The sequence below is a fragment of the Leptolyngbya sp. FACHB-261 genome, assembly GCF_014696065.1.
GTDB lineage: Bacteria > Cyanobacteriota > Cyanobacteriia > FACHB-261 > FACHB-261 > FACHB-261.
The window spans coordinates 83122-98914 of record NZ_JACJPL010000016.1; the positions used below are offsets into that span (position 1 = coordinate 83122).

The 15793-nt window shown below is 48.7% G+C and carries 14 protein-coding genes; 5 read left to right on the top strand and 9 right to left on the bottom strand.

The window, feature by feature from the left end:
* Window positions 1-22: 22 nt before the first annotated feature.
* Entirely contained in the window at window positions 23-610 is a 588-nt protein-coding gene (locus H6F94_RS09020; RefSeq protein WP_190801906.1) for a hypothetical protein, read from the bottom strand.
* Between the two features lie 330 nt (window positions 611-940).
* Entirely contained in the window at window positions 941-1204 is a 264-nt protein-coding gene (locus tag H6F94_RS31635; RefSeq protein ID WP_199320307.1) for a hypothetical protein, read from the bottom strand.
* Between the two features lie 15 nt (window positions 1205-1219).
* Between H6F94_RS31635 and H6F94_RS31640 the strand changes: the two genes are divergently transcribed.
* The 3 genes from H6F94_RS31640 (at window position 1220) to H6F94_RS09035 (ending at window position 2929) form a co-directional block, all read left to right on the top strand.
* Entirely contained in the window at window positions 1220-1471 is a 252-nt protein-coding gene (locus H6F94_RS31640) for a hypothetical protein (protein WP_199320308.1), read from the top strand.
* Window positions 1471-2100, top strand: a complete 630-nt coding sequence (locus H6F94_RS09030) for a hypothetical protein (protein WP_190801907.1) — start codon at window positions 1471-1473, stop codon at window positions 2098-2100. Before H6F94_RS31640 ends, H6F94_RS09030 begins: the two co-directional genes overlap by 1 nt.
* Window positions 2101-2578: 478 nt before the next feature.
* Entirely contained in the window at window positions 2579-2929 is a 351-nt protein-coding gene (locus H6F94_RS09035; RefSeq protein WP_190801908.1) for a hypothetical protein, read from the top strand.
* A gap of 911 nt (window positions 2930-3840) precedes the next feature.
* On the opposite strand, the gene H6F94_RS09040 is transcribed toward H6F94_RS09035, so the two are convergent.
* From H6F94_RS09040 to H6F94_RS09050, 3 genes are all read right to left on the bottom strand, one after another.
* The gene (locus tag H6F94_RS09040; RefSeq protein WP_190801909.1) at window positions 3841-4740 is read right to left on the bottom strand and encodes a hypothetical protein; all 900 of its coding nucleotides are present in this window, start codon (window positions 4738-4740) and stop codon (window positions 3841-3843) included.
* A 184-nt stretch (window positions 4741-4924) separates the two neighbouring features.
* Entirely contained in the window at window positions 4925-5236 is a 312-nt protein-coding gene (locus H6F94_RS09045) for a helix-turn-helix domain-containing protein (protein ID WP_190801910.1), read from the bottom strand.
* A gap of 13 nt (window positions 5237-5249) precedes the next feature.
* On the bottom strand, window positions 5250-5711 hold the full coding sequence (locus H6F94_RS09050; RefSeq protein ID WP_190801911.1) for a hypothetical protein: 462 nt from the start codon (window positions 5709-5711) through the stop codon (window positions 5250-5252).
* A gap of 107 nt (window positions 5712-5818) precedes the next feature.
* Here H6F94_RS09050 and H6F94_RS09055 point away from each other — a divergent pair, with 107 nt between their 5' ends.
* On the top strand, window positions 5819-6007 hold the full coding sequence (locus tag H6F94_RS09055; protein ID WP_313949252.1) for a ribbon-helix-helix domain-containing protein: 189 nt from the start codon (window positions 5819-5821) through the stop codon (window positions 6005-6007).
* Between the two features lie 678 nt (window positions 6008-6685).
* On the opposite strand, the gene H6F94_RS09060 is transcribed toward H6F94_RS09055, so the two are convergent.
* Complete coding sequence (locus tag H6F94_RS09060) at window positions 6686-6988, bottom strand: hypothetical protein (RefSeq protein ID WP_190801913.1); 303 nt, start codon at window positions 6986-6988, stop codon at window positions 6686-6688.
* Between the two features lie 432 nt (window positions 6989-7420).
* Here H6F94_RS09060 and queC point away from each other — a divergent pair, with 432 nt between their 5' ends.
* Entirely contained in the window at window positions 7421-8140 is a 720-nt protein-coding gene (queC, locus tag H6F94_RS09065; RefSeq protein WP_190801914.1) for a 7-cyano-7-deazaguanine synthase QueC, read from the top strand.
* A 293-nt stretch (window positions 8141-8433) separates the two neighbouring features.
* Here queC and dpdD read toward each other — a convergent pair whose 3' ends face one another.
* From dpdD to dpdJ, 3 genes are read right to left on the bottom strand one after another with little or no spacing between them, the layout of a single operon-like run.
* On the bottom strand, window positions 8434-10704 hold the full coding sequence (gene dpdD, locus H6F94_RS09070; RefSeq protein ID WP_190801915.1) for a protein DpdD: 2271 nt from the start codon (window positions 10702-10704) through the stop codon (window positions 8434-8436).
* Window positions 10701-11213 carry a phospholipase D-like domain-containing protein DpdK gene (gene dpdK / locus H6F94_RS09075; RefSeq protein ID WP_242041075.1) on the bottom strand — a complete coding sequence of 171 codons (513 nt, stop codon included), beginning with the start codon at window positions 11211-11213 and terminating at the stop codon, window positions 10701-10703. Before dpdK ends, dpdD begins: the two co-directional genes overlap by 4 nt.
* Window positions 11210-15775 carry a protein DpdJ gene (gene dpdJ, locus H6F94_RS09080; protein WP_190801917.1) on the bottom strand — a complete coding sequence of 1522 codons (4566 nt, stop codon included), beginning with the start codon at window positions 15773-15775 and terminating at the stop codon, window positions 11210-11212. The genes dpdK and dpdJ overlap by 4 nt, the downstream gene beginning before the upstream one ends.
* Window positions 15776-15793: the final 18 nt, after the last annotated feature.

The window sequence follows — 15793 nt, forward strand, 5'->3', positions numbered from 1 at the left end:
AAGCCATAGACAGCAGCACTACCTAGCTTTTTATGAAAGCTGACTCAGGAGCTGATAGTTGATCGCACACCACCTGCAGCTTCGAGGCTTGATGAGCCCGCTCGATCTCAGTCTCGGCCTTCAGCTTTTGCTTCAGGGGTAGATAAACGCGTTTGACTTTGCCCTGCTCACAGGTGACATGGTTGCAGTAGGTTCGGCCATTGGGTTTAGGGTAAGCGGCGATTGAACCCTCCCGAGTTCCCTGAGCCACCAACTCTCTCACCGCCTGTTGCAGCTCTGCTACTGCTTGGGTGAGGTGAGTGGCAGCTCGGCCAACTGGAGTTAGAGAGTCATGCCAAACTTGAGGGCTTTGGCATGAAAGCAGGGTTGTTGCTTGAGGCGGCTTCGGAGCTTCTGCGTCACCGAGTGATTCATGCAAAAGTTCTGTGTCTTGGCATGAATTGCTCACCAGCGGCCCAAGCTCTGGCCCAACGGCTCCCGTTCCCGTCTGTTCATGCAAACTGCTGTTGCTTTGACATGAATGCAAAGATGCTTGGGCAGCAGCTTCTTCAGGCCAACCCAGAATTTCTGTAGGGGTACTGGTTATTGCGCGGCGCCGTCGTTTGCTCATCTGCCGCTCGCTACCTCCAGACAGACGCTCTTAGTCCAGCCCCAGCTGGCTTACCCCTGACACTCAAAGCCAGCAACTCCCCCAGCCGCTCCTGACGCTCAGGGCTCAACTGCTCTATCGCTTGCTCCAAGCTCTCGCTGCTGTAGCTCGAGGCCAGCTCCTGAAGCTGGGCAGGGGTCTCACACTGCTGCAGGGCAACACATAAGGCAGCCGGGGCAGGACTGCCCCAACTAGAGGGTAATGGTGCCGCAACTTCAATGTCGGATAATTCACTATTATCTTTGGTACGACTACGCTACGACTAAGTAAACCTAGCCTGAGGTAAACTGCTCAACAGTTGCCATTGGCGGTGCCACGCCTCGTCCCCAAGCTGAGAAATGCCGACGCTGTGCCAAGCTCACAGCCGCTGAGGCCCAAAAACTCCACGGGCCCGAAGGGGATGGTTGCTGGACCGATGAGGCCAACCGCTGCAATCGCCGCCGCAGCTACTACCGTCACCGCGACCGCTTCAATCAAAGCCGTCGTCTCCAACGAGACGTAAAACCAGGGCTCGAGAGAGTTGAGATTCTGGCGGTCCCGGCTGCTGTGCTGCATTTATATCGAGCGAGGGTGGATGACCCGTTGCATGCGGTCGGTGCCGAGTTATGGATCAGTCAAGAGCGCAGAGCACGCCTTGAGCCGGTTCACTGCTTTGGTCTAACTCCAGGCCAGTTGTCCACTTACGCCCAGCAAGTGCTAGCAGTGTTCTCGACCAAGTATGGGGCTCAGGATGGGAAACCGCTACGGCTGGAGAAGTTTGCCAGCCATGTCGAGTTGAACCCCCAAAACTGTCCGATTCGCCCCTGCCCCTTGCACCCCTGATGACCTCTGGCTTCACTGAGCAATTGGAACTGAAGTTGTGGGAGGACCTCAAGGCCGCCAGCGCAGATCCTGAGGGAGCTGATATTGGCCTGCTGCTGGGGGAATTGGAAGCAGTGGTTGCGATGATGGAAGAGCAGGAACGGATGCAAGTAGCTGCTGCTGCCATTGAGCAGATGGTGCAGCTGTATGAGCTGCGCTCTGGGGCTCTGTTAGGGGACTGGGAAGACAGGGGTAGGGTTGAAGGGCCGGTAATGAACGGGGATTGGTTGACAGCACTCGTGCGACAGACGATGGCGTTTGACTTAGCTAAGTTACTAGAACCACCGATACCGGAGCAGCGACGCAAGCGAGTCGGGGCAGTGGAGACAGGTGAGTCGATCACTGGCGTGGTAGACAAAGCAGTTTTACTGGAAGCGCTGGATGAGATAGCCCCAACAGAGGCATCTGATCCACTAGCAGTTGCCCATGCAGAGGATGTTGCAGCCTGGTCTCAAGCAGTGCTGGGATGGCTAGACAGACTAGCCACCAATAAAGCAGTGTCTTTGCTTGAATTACAGCAGGGGTTGGAGAGGCCTTCGGTTGAGGTTTGGCTGGGGCTTCTATTAGCAGGTGAGAGGCAGCCACGTTAGAGCAACATCTATACTTTTACGAGCCTGCTGGCCTCTGGCTCAAGCCTCTAATGGGCTAATCCACAAAATATTTATAGAGGGAGCAGAACATAGCATGAGTCGAATGCTGACCTCATAAACTACTGGTTCATTCATTTTGGGTAGGTGCTTGCGCTCCTACTTGGACGGAGATATTACCCCAACCAGGCGAATGTCTCTTGGCACCTATTCTTTGCTATCTCTCAACAAGCTTGTCGTAATATTTATCTTCATACTTTAATTTTTACCAATGTTAAAGCTGAGAGCTTCACCTAATGTTCTTTAGCCAGGTAATAGCTCCTGGTTTCGTGCTCCTGGTCAACAACAATGATAAAGGGTTCGCTCTTCAATTTTTAAATGTCTATTCTAGGTTTTCTGAAACAATAAAAAGACTTATGAAATGGTTTTTTAATCCATTTCTTCTGTATAATAGAATTAACCTAGTTCAAGCCTAATGCTTATGACTAAGCGTCAACCTGAAAACGTTAATGCTGATGCCTATCTGGATCGATTAGCTGCTGCTGTTCAACAGCAAACAGCTAATATCAGAAATTTGGACAAAAAGCTTGGAACTGTACTTTCTCATATAGAGCGCACGACTGAGCCTTCGCCCTTGCAGGGAGGGATCCTTGAAGAGCGTCTAGAAGCAATTGACAAACGTTTAGAAGCTATCACAGCTGTTGATCCCACACAATCAACAACTACAGGGAAATCAGTTAGAATCCGAACAACAAATGGACGATCAGTGACAGAAGTATTAATTTCTGGCAACTGTGCTCACCGTATACGGATCAGCCAGCCTCGGCCCTAGCGAGTGGGGGCAGTATAAACCTTTATACTGCCCCCACTCAAACGTAGGATGATGAGCTAGGTAACAGGGTAGAGGGGTTAATAATGTCTAAGATTGAGACTGAGCCCTCTATCCGCAACAACCAATGCTAGAAACTGACGATGATACTTGGAGCCACAACCATTGATGAGGAGGTTGTGGCATAAATTGAAGTTGATCTTTCTTCTGATAGCCCTCGTCCTGCAATGGCAAACCGCTACAACTGCAGGCACTAGAAAGTGCTTCAACCCATTCAGTAGGACGGTTTCAAGAAGGCTGAAGCAGCCAGCTCTTTCATACCATCGCAACAGCGCCGACCTGCGGCTGAAGAGGCGAGCTGAGGCTGGGAGATGTCAAGCGAAACGTGCTTAGCTGCCAGGTAATCAAGTGAACTGGAAAGTTCAACAACCTCCCAATTCATCTTCATATTGTGCCACTAAAGCCAGAGGCCAACGAGAGTAGCAACAGTCTAGATAAGCGTGAGAAGGGTAATCAGGTCTGTTTGAGCCTCTGCTGACGCACGACAGGAACGGCTCACTCCGGCCCATTCCAGCGTAGAGAGTGTAGGCCCACTTAAAGCCGTGGGCGTGTTTGAACTCTTAGAGCCACGGAGCTAGCCCCACGCCTCTACAGGCTTAGCAACCTGTATGCGGCATCAATGGCATGAAAGGAAGTGAAGGCTGGGATAGCTTCTGTTCTTGCGCGGAAACCATTGGTGTTCAATGGCATGGCTTTGAGGTCAGTGGATAAAGGGTAGATAGAGCAACTCTCGCCTGCGCCCTCTACAACAGCAGGCTGTACTCAAGTCACCTGCGTTAATTTACTAAATGTGACTAAAGACAGTTTGAAGACATAGACAGTTTTACTAGCGCAATGGCTGAATAGAGTTGCATCTAGTATGAAATAACTTCAGACTCCCACGTCACCCTCACGTTCAGAAGCTTACAATAATGCTCTACAACACACTTCGAGTCTGGATGCACAGGCCCGAATAGATGTATCCTCGGCGTGTGATTTGGAAAGTCTAATGCGTAAACTAGAGCCTGGCCTATTGCTCCCCTCCAGGACTCCACCGCCTTAACCTCAATCACTTCGGTTTGAGTCAGAAGATCGATATGACCAGCTTTTGTTTTGATTTCTCCAGTTCCCCCCTCTCGCCGATATAGAGCGTCGGCAACAGACTCCTCAGACATTCTACTCATCGATTCAGTATGATCTTCAGTGTCATCCATAGATGGATGTATGAGTTCAGGGCAGCTAACAGGCGCTTGATTGCAGTAGACTTCGATGGCTCTAGAATCTACTGTAAGACCTAAGCTGGAATATGCTGCTGCATAGAATTCGGCAGGTTTGAACGTGTCACAGAAGTGGTTAAGTAATTTAAGATCAATAACCTTTCTGCCTGGTTCATCCCTCAAATCCATACACAGACGATAACTGTCCGCTACATCAATAACGTTACAAGGGCTTCCCTTAAAACACCGAATGTAATCACTATAGAAAGTTTGACCAGAAGGAAGAATAAATTGGGTGCAGTCAATAGAAGCTCTATGGAGCGGAACTTGAGCTTGCTTACCCTCATAGTAGTGGTGCGAACAGGCAATCATAGTTTTAGCTTTGTACCAGTAGGCGAATCTCCTCATTATATTTACCCCGCATAGAGCTGTAATTGTTCTGATAGAGAAGCCCAGCCGAGGTAGCTCGGGTACTACGCCACTAATATCTAGAGTGACGCAGATAATCGGCCTGCCATTGTAATCTACCGTTAGATAATTTCCTGCCAATAACTCCATGAGCGGTATTTTTTCCTATTGTCTGGTGCGAACTAAGTGCTCTGAATCAATTCCTATCGATGGGATTCATATTTTTGTCGAATCCCATCAATTTAAGCTTTAGGTAAACAGTAGGTTTTGATAGAAGCTACAGTAAAGCCCTCCATGCCTGGAGGGCAAGCAAAACCTTGCACGGTGCAAGGTTCTAGTTCTCAGACTGCTGCGACTGCTGACGGCATAACCGTCTACGCAGGGCTTTAGGAATCTGCTCGTAGCTCTCCCAAAGAAAATCCATCTCTGCAAGGCGATAGGTATAGATCGGCTCAGCAACTCTTCGATTTCTACCTTGGAGGAACCAGCGGTCCACGGTTGAGATAGAGCAACGGCAGATCCTTGCCATCTCTTCATGAGTGACTGACCACTTGAGATAGAAGTCCTGGGGCTGCATCGACAGATAACAACCACTATAGAGCTGTAACAGGGTGAGTTCTCGGTCGCTGAGATGCTTGCCACTCATGATGCTACATCCATTAGAGGGCACTACCAGGGGCGCTGAATTGACCATCACGTTGGGAGGCCTGCGGCTCTGCTCCTAAGAATTGCTCAAGGTCATTTTCCCAAGCCCAGTCTGAGCTGCAGATGGTGCTAGATGGGCTTTGCCTATCTAGCTGGACTGTATAGCGCCAGTTCCAGAGGTGCTGATGGTTGTCGGGAGCATACTCCATACCCACAACAGTGCCGTAGTCCTGGGTTGAGACACTGTGCCAATGCACTCGCTCACCAAAGCCGAACTTAGGCTTCTTTGTGTCTTGGGGAAACCCCTGTGGCAGGGTTAGGTGAGGGCCTGGAGAACTGCCGTTATTTATATCGGCTCGGCTTTCTAAATCATGGGAAATTGATCCTGCCTTGTCTAAAGGAGGACTGAGCAGTAGCTCGCCATCAGCCTGCAAGGCTTGGCCTTTCGCTTCCCCATCACGTGGGTACTCCCTCATAGCTCCCGTGATCACTCCATCTAAGCAAATTCAAACGTTATAGTAACGCACTCTAACGCGTAAACACGTTAGACTAGAGAAAATCACGGAAACCTTGGAGGATGGAGGTGTTGAACGCCGAATGGGATGAATCTGCTTTGGTCCAAAAGCTTTCGGTCTACTTACCCGAACATGTCATGGAGACTCTACGGAAAAGGGCAGAGAGGGAGAAGCGCTCTCTAAGCAACTTGGCCGCCTACATTCTGGAGCGAGCTGTTGAGCAAGACAAAGACCAGGATTCTGAGGGTAGTAGTTAGTTGAACTTCTTGCCCATACGCTCCTCTTTTGCCGCTGGGGAACATTGGGAGACAATCAAGCGAAGGTCAGAGGCTCAATAATTCACCAGTTCACCTCCCATTTCACTACTGAAGCCAGAGGCCAATTAGAGTGGCAACGGTCTGGATGAGGGTGAGAAGGATGAGCAGGTCCGTTTGAGTTCGTGCCGGTGCACGGCTGTAAGGGGTTACCTCAGCTCCTGTCTAATACAGAAGGCTTAGGTACAGAAGGCTCAGGCTTATTTAAAGCCGTAGGCGTGTTTGGAGGTCTTAGGGTTATGGAGCTAGCTCTACGCCCCGCTACGGAAAACGTTTTCCGTAGTCTTTGCCCTTGCCCCTCAAACTTAGGGAAACCTTGTGCCTCTACATGCTGCTTGCAACTTTTTGAGTAGAACAAACTCTCAACTGTTTTCTCAGTAAAAACATTTGGTAGAATTTGATTCTAAGGTGATGAAGGGTGCGGGTAGATACGTACTTGACCTATTTTGACCTATTGCTCGCAATTGATTTTGAAGATACAGGCACCTCAAACGAGCGTAGGAAAGCTGCTTTTTACACATCGGTGCAAGGCTGGCCTAAAATTGGCCTAGTCAGGTAAAGCCTGGAGCCATTGCTAGGTATATGTTTCAGAAAACAAGGAAAATAATTCCTTCAGACCGTTTAGGTAAAAATTAACACATAACCTAAGCCAGCCAACAGACAAGACCTCACCCTTGCCCTTGCCCCTCCAAAAGCAACCGGACGGTCAATGTGTCCTGCCCGCGGCATGGTTGAACGAATGGCACTCATATCCTCAAGTAATTGCCCCCGACCCTGTACCAGCGGTTCTATACTCTGACACTGTTCCCTTGACACTTGGACGAGCGCATCAATGCTTGCTCGTTGAGTTTGACTAGCCTCAACCAGTGCAGAAGCCATATGGGCAAGCTTTGAAGGCTGGGAAGCCGGTCGCCCGTTCGTCATGCCACTCTCACCTCATCTGGAGCTGAAGTTAAAGGGGTGAGGCCAGGGCGGCGGTAATGAAGCAACTGATACTGCATCCCCTGGCTACGGGTCGCTCGCCAGCAGGGCCCGGTAAAGTAAGCTTACGCTCTCTAGCTTTTATTATTCGGTGAGTAGTTTATCAACAAACTACCTTTCCAGATGTTTCTAGAAACCTAAAAGGTGAACAAAACCAGTCGGGATAGCTTCTGTCAGAAACCAGTCAGAAGCTGTACACTTCCTTGTTATGCTCTGAGTTGGAGAGTGGCGCAGCACCCCTGGAGTGATGTCTCCGCACAGAACCCTAGAAGCAATACTCAAGATTCCGCACTGCATTGGCTGTCCCTGAATCATACTTTGGCTCTCTTAGTGGATTAGCCTGCAAAGTCATAAGTTTGTGAGAGTGAGGTGAAGATGAAGCCCAAAGCTGTCGTTCTCCTGTCGGGTGGCTTAGATTCCGCTACTGCTGCAGCCCAAGCCATTGCAGATGGTTATGAACTCATTGCTCTTTCGTTCCGATACGGTCAGAGACATGAGCGAGAACTGCAGGCAGCCTCGAAAATCGCGCAGGCCTTCCACATCGAGGAACATCAGGTCATGGAGGTCAACTTAAGCCAGTGGGGAGGGTCAGTCTTGACGGACCAAGCCACAGAACTGCCAACTGAAGGAGTGAAGCCTGATGTCATTCCCCCCACCTATGTCCCAGGCCGAAATACAGTTTTTATTGCTCTTGGTCTTTCTCTTGCTGAAGTGAGGGGAGCAGAGGCCATCTACTTAGGAATCAATGCAATAGACTACTCGGGCTACCCTGACTGTCGGCCTGAGTACCTCGCTGCCTATCAGCACCTGGCTTCACTCTCCTCTAAAGTGGGAGTTGAGGGGCTTGCCCCAAAACTCATTGCTCCCTTGGTTCTGGATAGCAAGGCGGATATCGTCCGTCGGGCTCTGCGGCTGGGAGTTCCGATTGAGATGACTTGGTCTTGCTACCAAGGCGGAACGGAACCTTGTGGCCTATGCGACTCTTGTCGCATCCGTGACCGGGCACTGATCGAAGCTGGTCGGTCTGATTTAGCTACTGTGACAGGGCAGGAGTTTTATAGAAAGGAAGCAGGAGGTTCCTCCCCTATGTCTTAGTCGTCACCTCCTGCAATAGGGAAGAGCGTTTTAAGCCGAACAACGATGCAAAAAACTCTACATTAAAAAAGATCACGCGTTAAATGACAAAATAGCAGTTAGTGAAAATCTTTCCGAATCGACCCGTCAACCTTCTAAATAAGAGATGTCATTTAGTGAGGTAGAAGGCGAGCGCCTTCACTTCCCCCACAGTTCTACAAATTCTGTCATCCGACTGCGATTTCCACATCGAGCGCTACTTAACTTAAAACTCGACACATTGAGCGATCACCTACATGACCATCGTTTCCCAGCTACTTTTGCTCCAGGTATCGCTGAATCTCCCGTAGTAAACTAGCACTGCCTTTGCTGTTCACCCGTAATAGCCGCTCTTGAGTACAGTGTTCCTCAATAAAGCCAGTTGCGGCATGTTTGGCACTAGCTGTTACCATCACAACTAGGTCATCGTTACGAACCCATTGACGAAGTCGGTCGCTTCCTCCCTTGTCATGGCTCAGATGAACTGTGATGTTCTCACAAACATTCTCTAGGAAGCTCTTCACTCTTTGAGCAACTGGCTCAGTGAGAGTGTAAATCAAAACAGCCTTATTCTTTAATTTTTGGAAAATATTCTGTGAGTTCTGATCTGCATCTCCCTCTGTCTTGCTCTGCTGGGTAAGCAAATCAGAAAGAGATGCCTCCAGTTTTAAGTCGTTGACAAGATGTCGAAAGATACTCCATTGAACCTCGTCAAGCCTGCTAGTAAAGTCCCGTATGCTATCAGCAATCTTAAACAGAAGTTGCGATCGCCGAGCTCGATCAGCACAGGGATGCACTACAAAAATATTGACTAAATCTAATCCCCAATCGATTGTATTGGGTGCTTGATAGTAATCCCACAAATCGAGCGCGTAATCAAGTAGGTTGGTATACTGCTGGGTATCAACGCCGAGAGCCAACAAGATAGTGACCAATTCGTTGAAGAGAGTAAAGTGTTGCTCTCCTGCCCCAGTGGGAACAATGCCAAAAACAAGAGTATCCAGAATCGCGGTATAAATAGGTGAAAATTCGTGGCGAGGGAAATTTGAATCTTTTTGAAATGAGCTGAGTAAATGGGGAAAAGAATTTTGTAATGCCTCTTGTGCTTTTGCCGCAACGGAGTTCTGTAAGGACAAAAATTGGGCGATCGCTCCTGGTTCATCTAGCAAGTACGCCACATCCCACTCCTGCGCTCCTTGTCTTGCACTATAGGTTGCCCGCTCCCACGCTGGATTCTGGTCTAAGATTGACAACCACTCTAACCAACTAGTTGGTACAGAATCCGCCGTAGCATTCGTGGCAGTTTGGGCTTTGCCAATCAACGACTCAAGGAAGGTTCGGTTCCTCCGGCTTGCTTGAATTGCATCCTGCTCCTCATTGGAGAGTTGATCAAACGCTTGTAGAGCAACCCACTCTGCTTCTAGGGTTTGCAATTCGTAAGCTGCCTCCAGTAGTAGTCTGACAGACTGTTGAGAGGATGGATGTTCCTGAAGAAGGGCTAGAACGTGATCGTAGTTCCCAATTTCTGCTGCTTGTACCGCTTCTTCTAAAGGATCAGATTGGGGTGTAGGCGGCAGGGTGTCCGGCAGAAGCCTTGCCAAACTCTGCATATATCGCTGATCGGCTTCAGATAATCCTGGAACGGTTAACAGTTCGTCTCGCAAAGCTGGGTTAGGAGGTTCGCTTCCTACTGCTAAAAGCATGAAAGACTTCACAACCTCTGCAACTCGGCTACCAGCTCGGTTCGTGAAGAGGATTCCATAGTTCGGTAGGATAGCTTCCTGAAAATAGGCAGCAGCGCTGCGAGTTGCATTCGTGATTTCAAATCGGCTTAACTCGCATTGGTAGATTGCTTGAATAACAGCTTGAGTAACAGCAAAGGGACGACGAACCTGTAATAAATCGGGTAACTCGGGCAGACGTAACAACTCGTTCCATGCCTGTAGTTCCGCCAGCATCTGTACCCGAAGAAACAGCAGATTCAGAGTATCCAGACGATTTTGATTGCGGAGGTATTGAAGTTCCTTCTCAGCAGTAGAGCGATCGCCCACTCGTAATGCCGTATAGAAATCTCGCAGAACTCGCCCTGTCGCTCGCGGTGCTTCATAGCTACCACTGGTTTTGCGATTGAGAACCTTGAGCATTCTAGTCAAAGCACTTCGGACTTCCACTGAATTGTTGGATTGATCACGTTTACCTTGAAACTTAAAGGCATTTCCTTGGGTTATTTCCTGTACCGCCACTTCAACGGGATCGCTGAGTTCAAGAGAGGCTCTCTGTCCTCGAAAGGTTGACCAAGTTGGACCAATAAAGGCAGTAAGTTCCTCTCGCAAGCCACGAAACTGCTGCTCAGAAAAGGTAATGCCATACCAATCCGTCCCTGCTTCCCGAGCGCAAGGAAGTACAGAAGGTAATCCTTTTTCTAATCGAGTAATCCAAGGTCGGAGGAAGGGATTTCCTTGTGCCCATTCCAGCGTCAGCCGGTTACCCTCACCAAAAAACTGTTCTAAAAACTCATGAATTTCTAGGCTGTCTCCTACATTCATAATCCCTTACCTCCCCAACGTACTCTGAAATTTAATTTCTGTTCTGCGATCACTGTTGGGTCAGTTTCATAGCTCAATGTTTCCTGATTGACTGTAATTCCGTTGAACGTGAAATTCATTGATCCAGCCAAATAGAAGGTATCAGTCAAGATTCCCTTTGAATGTAACTCTTCTACCTTATAGATTCTCAAATAGTCTGAATCTGCTTTAGCTCTCAACGTTTCCAAGAAACTGTTGTTGTGAGAGTCAGGGCGAGTTGCTACATAAACTGTCGTGCCTTGTTGAGTCAGAGAAGCAAGAACTTGTGAAAGACGGATCTTGGAACGATACCAGGATGGTTCAAGGGCTTGAAATGTATTAGCCGTGTTGTCAATCACTGGGATGTCTGAAATCCAAGGAGAAACGAGCCATAAATTTTGGCTAGGAGCAATTAATTCAGCCACCAGAATGGTTTGAAGGAGGTCTGGAACTTGACGGGAGGTTAAGCGAGAGTGAATATAGCGGGTCATTGCACTGCCTCCCGAATTCGTAGCCTCACAATATATCCCTGTACAGTTCTGCGGAAACCTTCGATAACAGGGTATACATTGAGAAATTCAACATCTACTGGCTCAGTCATTAACTGTAAAGCGGCTTGCTTTAAGGCTTGTCGATCAGTCAATTTTGCCATTAAGGAAACAGCGCCTACGGTCTTTAATGCCTGATCAACCTGTTCACGCCAATTGGGTTCCTCTAACTTCACCACATTTTCTGCGGGTTGCAACACATCTAATAGGATTTCTCGATCGGCTTCTGGTACGGTCGCAAACGGGTTATAGAACGAGATTGCTCGATTACGAATTAAGCTGCCTCGGAGCCATAAACGACCGTAGAGTACCTGAAAGCAGACATAAGGGTTGTTTCTCGTTTCTGGCAGTAGTGCATCCGTGAAACGGCTTTGAGTGCTAGCGATGTAAGCAAACACTCGTGCATCAATCTCGATACCTAAACGCTCTTCTTCTGCTTGCCAGGCACGAATCAGATTCAGCAGTTGGCGATCGGTTTCAACGTTACTGCCTGGAGTCAAAACGCGAGCATGGATGGCTGTCATCACAGTGGGTGTGACGAGGATACCTCGATGTGACAAAGTACGTCTCAGATTTTCGCTGGCGATCGTTAAGGATTGATAGGACTCTGCACCTCGAACCTGAGCGAGAGCATCACAGATCGAGTCATCTGAATCCGTTAGCTCCAATAGATTTGTCAACTCTGAGTCGATGATTTCAAAATCTGAAGGTTCTAGCGCACTTTCGACTAATCTAAAAAAGCCTGCTGGGTCTGCTGCATAGCGTTGCAAGATCTCCTCAACTACACCACTGCCACCTGGACTTGCCTCAGTCAACCAGATTTCTTCAATGCCTTCAGGCTTGGCAGGGCTATCAGGCGATCGCGGACCAGGATCAAGATCTAGCAGCAAATCTCCTGAATCAAACTGGGGACACAACTGCCAACAGGCTTCTAATAAAGCACCACCCAGCGTTGCACTGAATCGCTGTTTTGCCCACTCATCCCACCTTGCATGGGGTGGATTCCACAGAATTTGTGCTAAATCATTCAAAACATTTTGAACAAGGGAAGTGTTACACAGTTCCCGCAGTCTTTCATGGGTGGGTTGACGACCCGGAGGTAAGTGAGGATCTGGTTGTTCCTCATCTTCACCTAAGTCACCTCCAAACCCCTCGTCATTTTGTTCTTCAACTGCAAGTGTCTGAAAAATCCCATCTAGAACTGCGATCATTGCTCGTCCTACCCCGTCTGCTTGCAGCGTTTCGAAAGCTTCAGGCAAGGGAATATCTTTTTCTAGAGCACGGGCGACCAGCATTGACAAATAGATCTGGTGCAACCATCCTCTCTGGAAGATGTTGGCAATTCCATCTAAGCGAGGATCATGCAAAATACGATGTTTGAAGTAAGAACTGCGGAATGAGTAGACTTTGGCACGATTGGCATCATAGGGGCTAATCGTAAAACCTTCTGGAATCCGATAACGGCATACCAAACCATCCACCGTTTGAGCAAATCCAACCCCTGCAGATCTGCCACTCTCAGCCTCAATAAACTGAATTGATGTTTCTAGTTCTTGAACCTGACAATTGCGCTTGACTCGTAGGTTTGCTTGAGAACCCAGAGCAAAACGTCTTACTTCTAAAGGATTTTGCTGGTTATGAGTAAAGCTACAAAGCTCAGAAACAATCTCTAACCACAGCGAACCTTGGGGTAAGTCCAAAGAATTTCCGCTAGATGGTGGGACAGTTTGTGTATACCATTGCAGTTGTGCATTCGATTTATCACTGACTTCCGACGGAATCTGAGCAACCCTCAGCGTCCAGGGACGAATACAGCGAATATTTGCAACTCCTTCCTGCTGCCAAATCTGGAATGTGCCAGCTTCCTCAAACTCAGCACAATATTGGTCGATCGCTAAGGTCTGATTTCCAGCAATAAGCTCAGGTGGTGCAATCCAATGGCTAGTCTGGCTACGTTGCACACCAAAGCGCCGGGAAACACGCCCAGGGGCAAAAGTTTTAAGAGCCTGAAGGATAGGTAGATAGTATTCAGCGGATTCTGTCGTCTGCTGTGTGGCGGGGGGTGTAACAATGCGAACTTCAGGCAGTAATAAGTCGCTAAAGAGACTCGTAGGTACAAAGTCAGGTAAGGGATCGTTCGTGTGATAGTCCAACTCCGGTTCCCCTGGCAATGGGAGTCGCTGCCAATTTGCCTCTAGTCGCCTGAGGAGGGTGGGTAGAACCGCCGTCATCAATGCTCTGGGGGGTTCCCACAGAATGGCTTGTGTCTCTCCCAAAGAAATCTTGAGTGCAGACTGAAGGTAGCTTTCTAGAGATTGCTGCTGTTTTTCGTTTTCAAGGATAGATTGAATAATCGTTCTAGCTTGTTGCTGACGTTGTTGCTGCGGTGAGAAGGAAGAAGGCTTAGAAAAGTCTTTCCAGATACTCCCTTGAGGAGCGCCTTGCATCTGCTGTGCAATCCAGTCCATACAAGCAAATGCGGCTTGGATGCGAATAACATAGCGGTTGGCGATAGGTAGTAATCGCTCTTCAAGGGTGGGAGCAAACAGCAAGTCATAACTTTGATAAGCAATTCGATCGCGCCCATAATCAGACAACACGACAACCGTCCAAGGGCGCATGGCTCTACTGCGTCCAGCTCGTCCCTTGCGCTGTAGAAAAGATGCTATATCTCGCGGAGCTTTGTGCTGGATAACTGCTCCTACTTTTGGGTCATTGAAGCCAACTTCTAGTGAGGATGTAGCAACAATGATATCTGCGGTTGCATCAACTCCCGTATCTTGGGAACTGGTTCGAGTAACCCGAAGCGGATTCTGAAGTGTATGCCCAATTTCTTCGCACAGGAACCAGGACTGACCAATTAGCAGACGCGGTGCTGCAGCGGTTGCGTCATGAGTACGGAGGCTTGCTAAGGGTTGGCGTTTAGCCATAGGACGACCGAAGCTGTTAAGTCCTTCAGCATCAAGCAGGTTGTGAAAGAGACGGTTAGTGACATCTAGATCATCCGTGAAGGCAAATACACGGGAACCATAAGCACCGTTGCTAGGTGTGCTGTTTGAGGGATCTAGCACCCGTTGCAGCAGCATGGCGGTTTGAATACTGGTAGATAGTAAGCTCGTCCCTGAAACCGGATCACCTCTCAGGGCTAGGAGGTATTCCATCCCCTCTGGTTGTACATCGTCACTGGGAGAAATTTCTTCGACCGATCCGGGTTCTAATCCAACGAGTTGCGTGAAGAATTCGGCGGCACTCCGAAGTGTCGCTGACAAACCTGTGAATTGGACTCGCCTACCAACAAGCTGCTGCCATCGCCTTAGCAGGTAAGCAACTTGCGCTCCATGAATCCCGACATAAGTATGAACCTCATCCAACAGCATCAGGTGAGGAGGTTTAGCCGCATTTATCCCAAAGATATGACCATATCGAGAATCGCCAAGCGAGCGATTGAGCATCTCAGTGGTCGTGAAGAGTAGATCAGGCGGAGTCTGAATCATGCGATCGCGCGTCAACACAATCTCATCCTCATGAATCACTGCACTACAAGTTGGCTCCAGGCACGTTAACTGCTCTTTCCCTTGTTCTAAGTCGCTTCGCCTCCAACTTAAAGCACCACTACACCGAGGACATCGAATATAGGGACAGGTAAAACCGCCTCGCTCAGCTTCCCAATCATTTTTTAGGGCATAATCCTCTAGATTGGCTCGCCTAGGCGTTGAACCAAAGAGAGCTCCAATCAGAATCTTGCGTTGACCTTGAGCAGTGAGTGTGGCATCAAGACGACGGGCTTCAACATAGGTTCCAGAGAACTGGTCTTTGAGCAGCTCATTACGGGGGTAGATGGCGATCGCCTTTATCCAAAAGATTGTTTTCTTAATCAACCCAGCAATATGAGTTAGGGCAGGCAAATAAAAGGCTAGAGTTTTTCCCGTTCCTGTGCCAGCGCAGACAATCATTCCACGACTCTTCGTACTGTTTAGGTCACGGAGCATGCGGGCAGTTGCTCGGAACTGAAAGTCGGCAAGTTCTAAGATGCGGTTGGGCGATCGCAGCAAAGCTTCCAATGCGGTACGCCTTACGGAGGTTAGTAGCTTCTCCGCTTCCAGTTGTTCGACTACTTTTTCGGGTTGGATTTCTCGCTTGGGATAAACTCGCTGTCGTAAGGAAAAGCGGTAGTCTGCAACCAGCGTGGGTGAAGTTTGCCAATCACGGTTAGGAAAAAGCTGCCTCAGCCGCGCAAACAACCGCACAGCCTCATACATGCGCGTTCGATAAAGTCGTCTTCCTCTCCAATTAAAATCAAACAGAAGCTTTCGCTCCTGCATCTCATCAACTAAATCCCAGGCACTAAGATCAGCATCCTGAGTTTGAATGATTTCTTCTGCGAGTTCTTCAACCTCATCTTCGTTAAAGCCACCATCTACTACTCCCCAAGCCAATAGTTTAACTTCGCGGTTCTCTAATTGATTAAGAAACTCAAGAACTAGCAGATTGAGTTGAGCATCCATAACAATGTTGCACAATAG

Coding starts and splice junctions, on each gene's coding strand:
- H6F94_RS31635 (WP_199320307.1), bottom strand. CDS start 1,204: ATGCAGCACAGCAGCCGGGACCGCCAGAATCTCAACTCTCTCGAGCCC.
- H6F94_RS09045 (WP_190801910.1), bottom strand. CDS start 5,236: ATGAGTGGCAAGCATCTCAGCGACCGAGAACTCACCCTGTTACAGCTC.
- dpdJ (WP_190801917.1), bottom strand. CDS start 15,775: ATGGATGCTCAACTCAATCTGCTAGTTCTTGAGTTTCTTAATCAATTA.
- H6F94_RS09040 (WP_190801909.1), bottom strand. CDS start 4,740: ATGGAGTTATTGGCAGGAAATTATCTAACGGTAGATTACAATGGCAGG.
- H6F94_RS09030 (WP_190801907.1), top strand. CDS start 1,471: ATGACCTCTGGCTTCACTGAGCAATTGGAACTGAAGTTGTGGGAGGAC.
- H6F94_RS09020 (WP_190801906.1), bottom strand. CDS start 610: ATGAGCAAACGACGGCGCCGCGCAATAACCAGTACCCCTACAGAAATT.
- H6F94_RS09035 (WP_190801908.1), top strand. CDS start 2,579: ATGACTAAGCGTCAACCTGAAAACGTTAATGCTGATGCCTATCTGGAT.
- H6F94_RS09050 (WP_190801911.1), bottom strand. CDS start 5,711: ATGAGGGAGTACCCACGTGATGGGGAAGCGAAAGGCCAAGCCTTGCAG.
- H6F94_RS09060 (WP_190801913.1), bottom strand. CDS start 6,988: ATGACGAACGGGCGACCGGCTTCCCAGCCTTCAAAGCTTGCCCATATG.
- dpdK (WP_242041075.1), bottom strand. CDS start 11,213: ATGACCCGCTATATTCACTCTCGCTTAACCTCCCGTCAAGTTCCAGAC.
- queC (WP_190801914.1), top strand. CDS start 7,421: ATGAAGCCCAAAGCTGTCGTTCTCCTGTCGGGTGGCTTAGATTCCGCT.
- dpdD (WP_190801915.1), bottom strand. CDS start 10,704: ATGAATGTAGGAGACAGCCTAGAAATTCATGAGTTTTTAGAACAGTTT.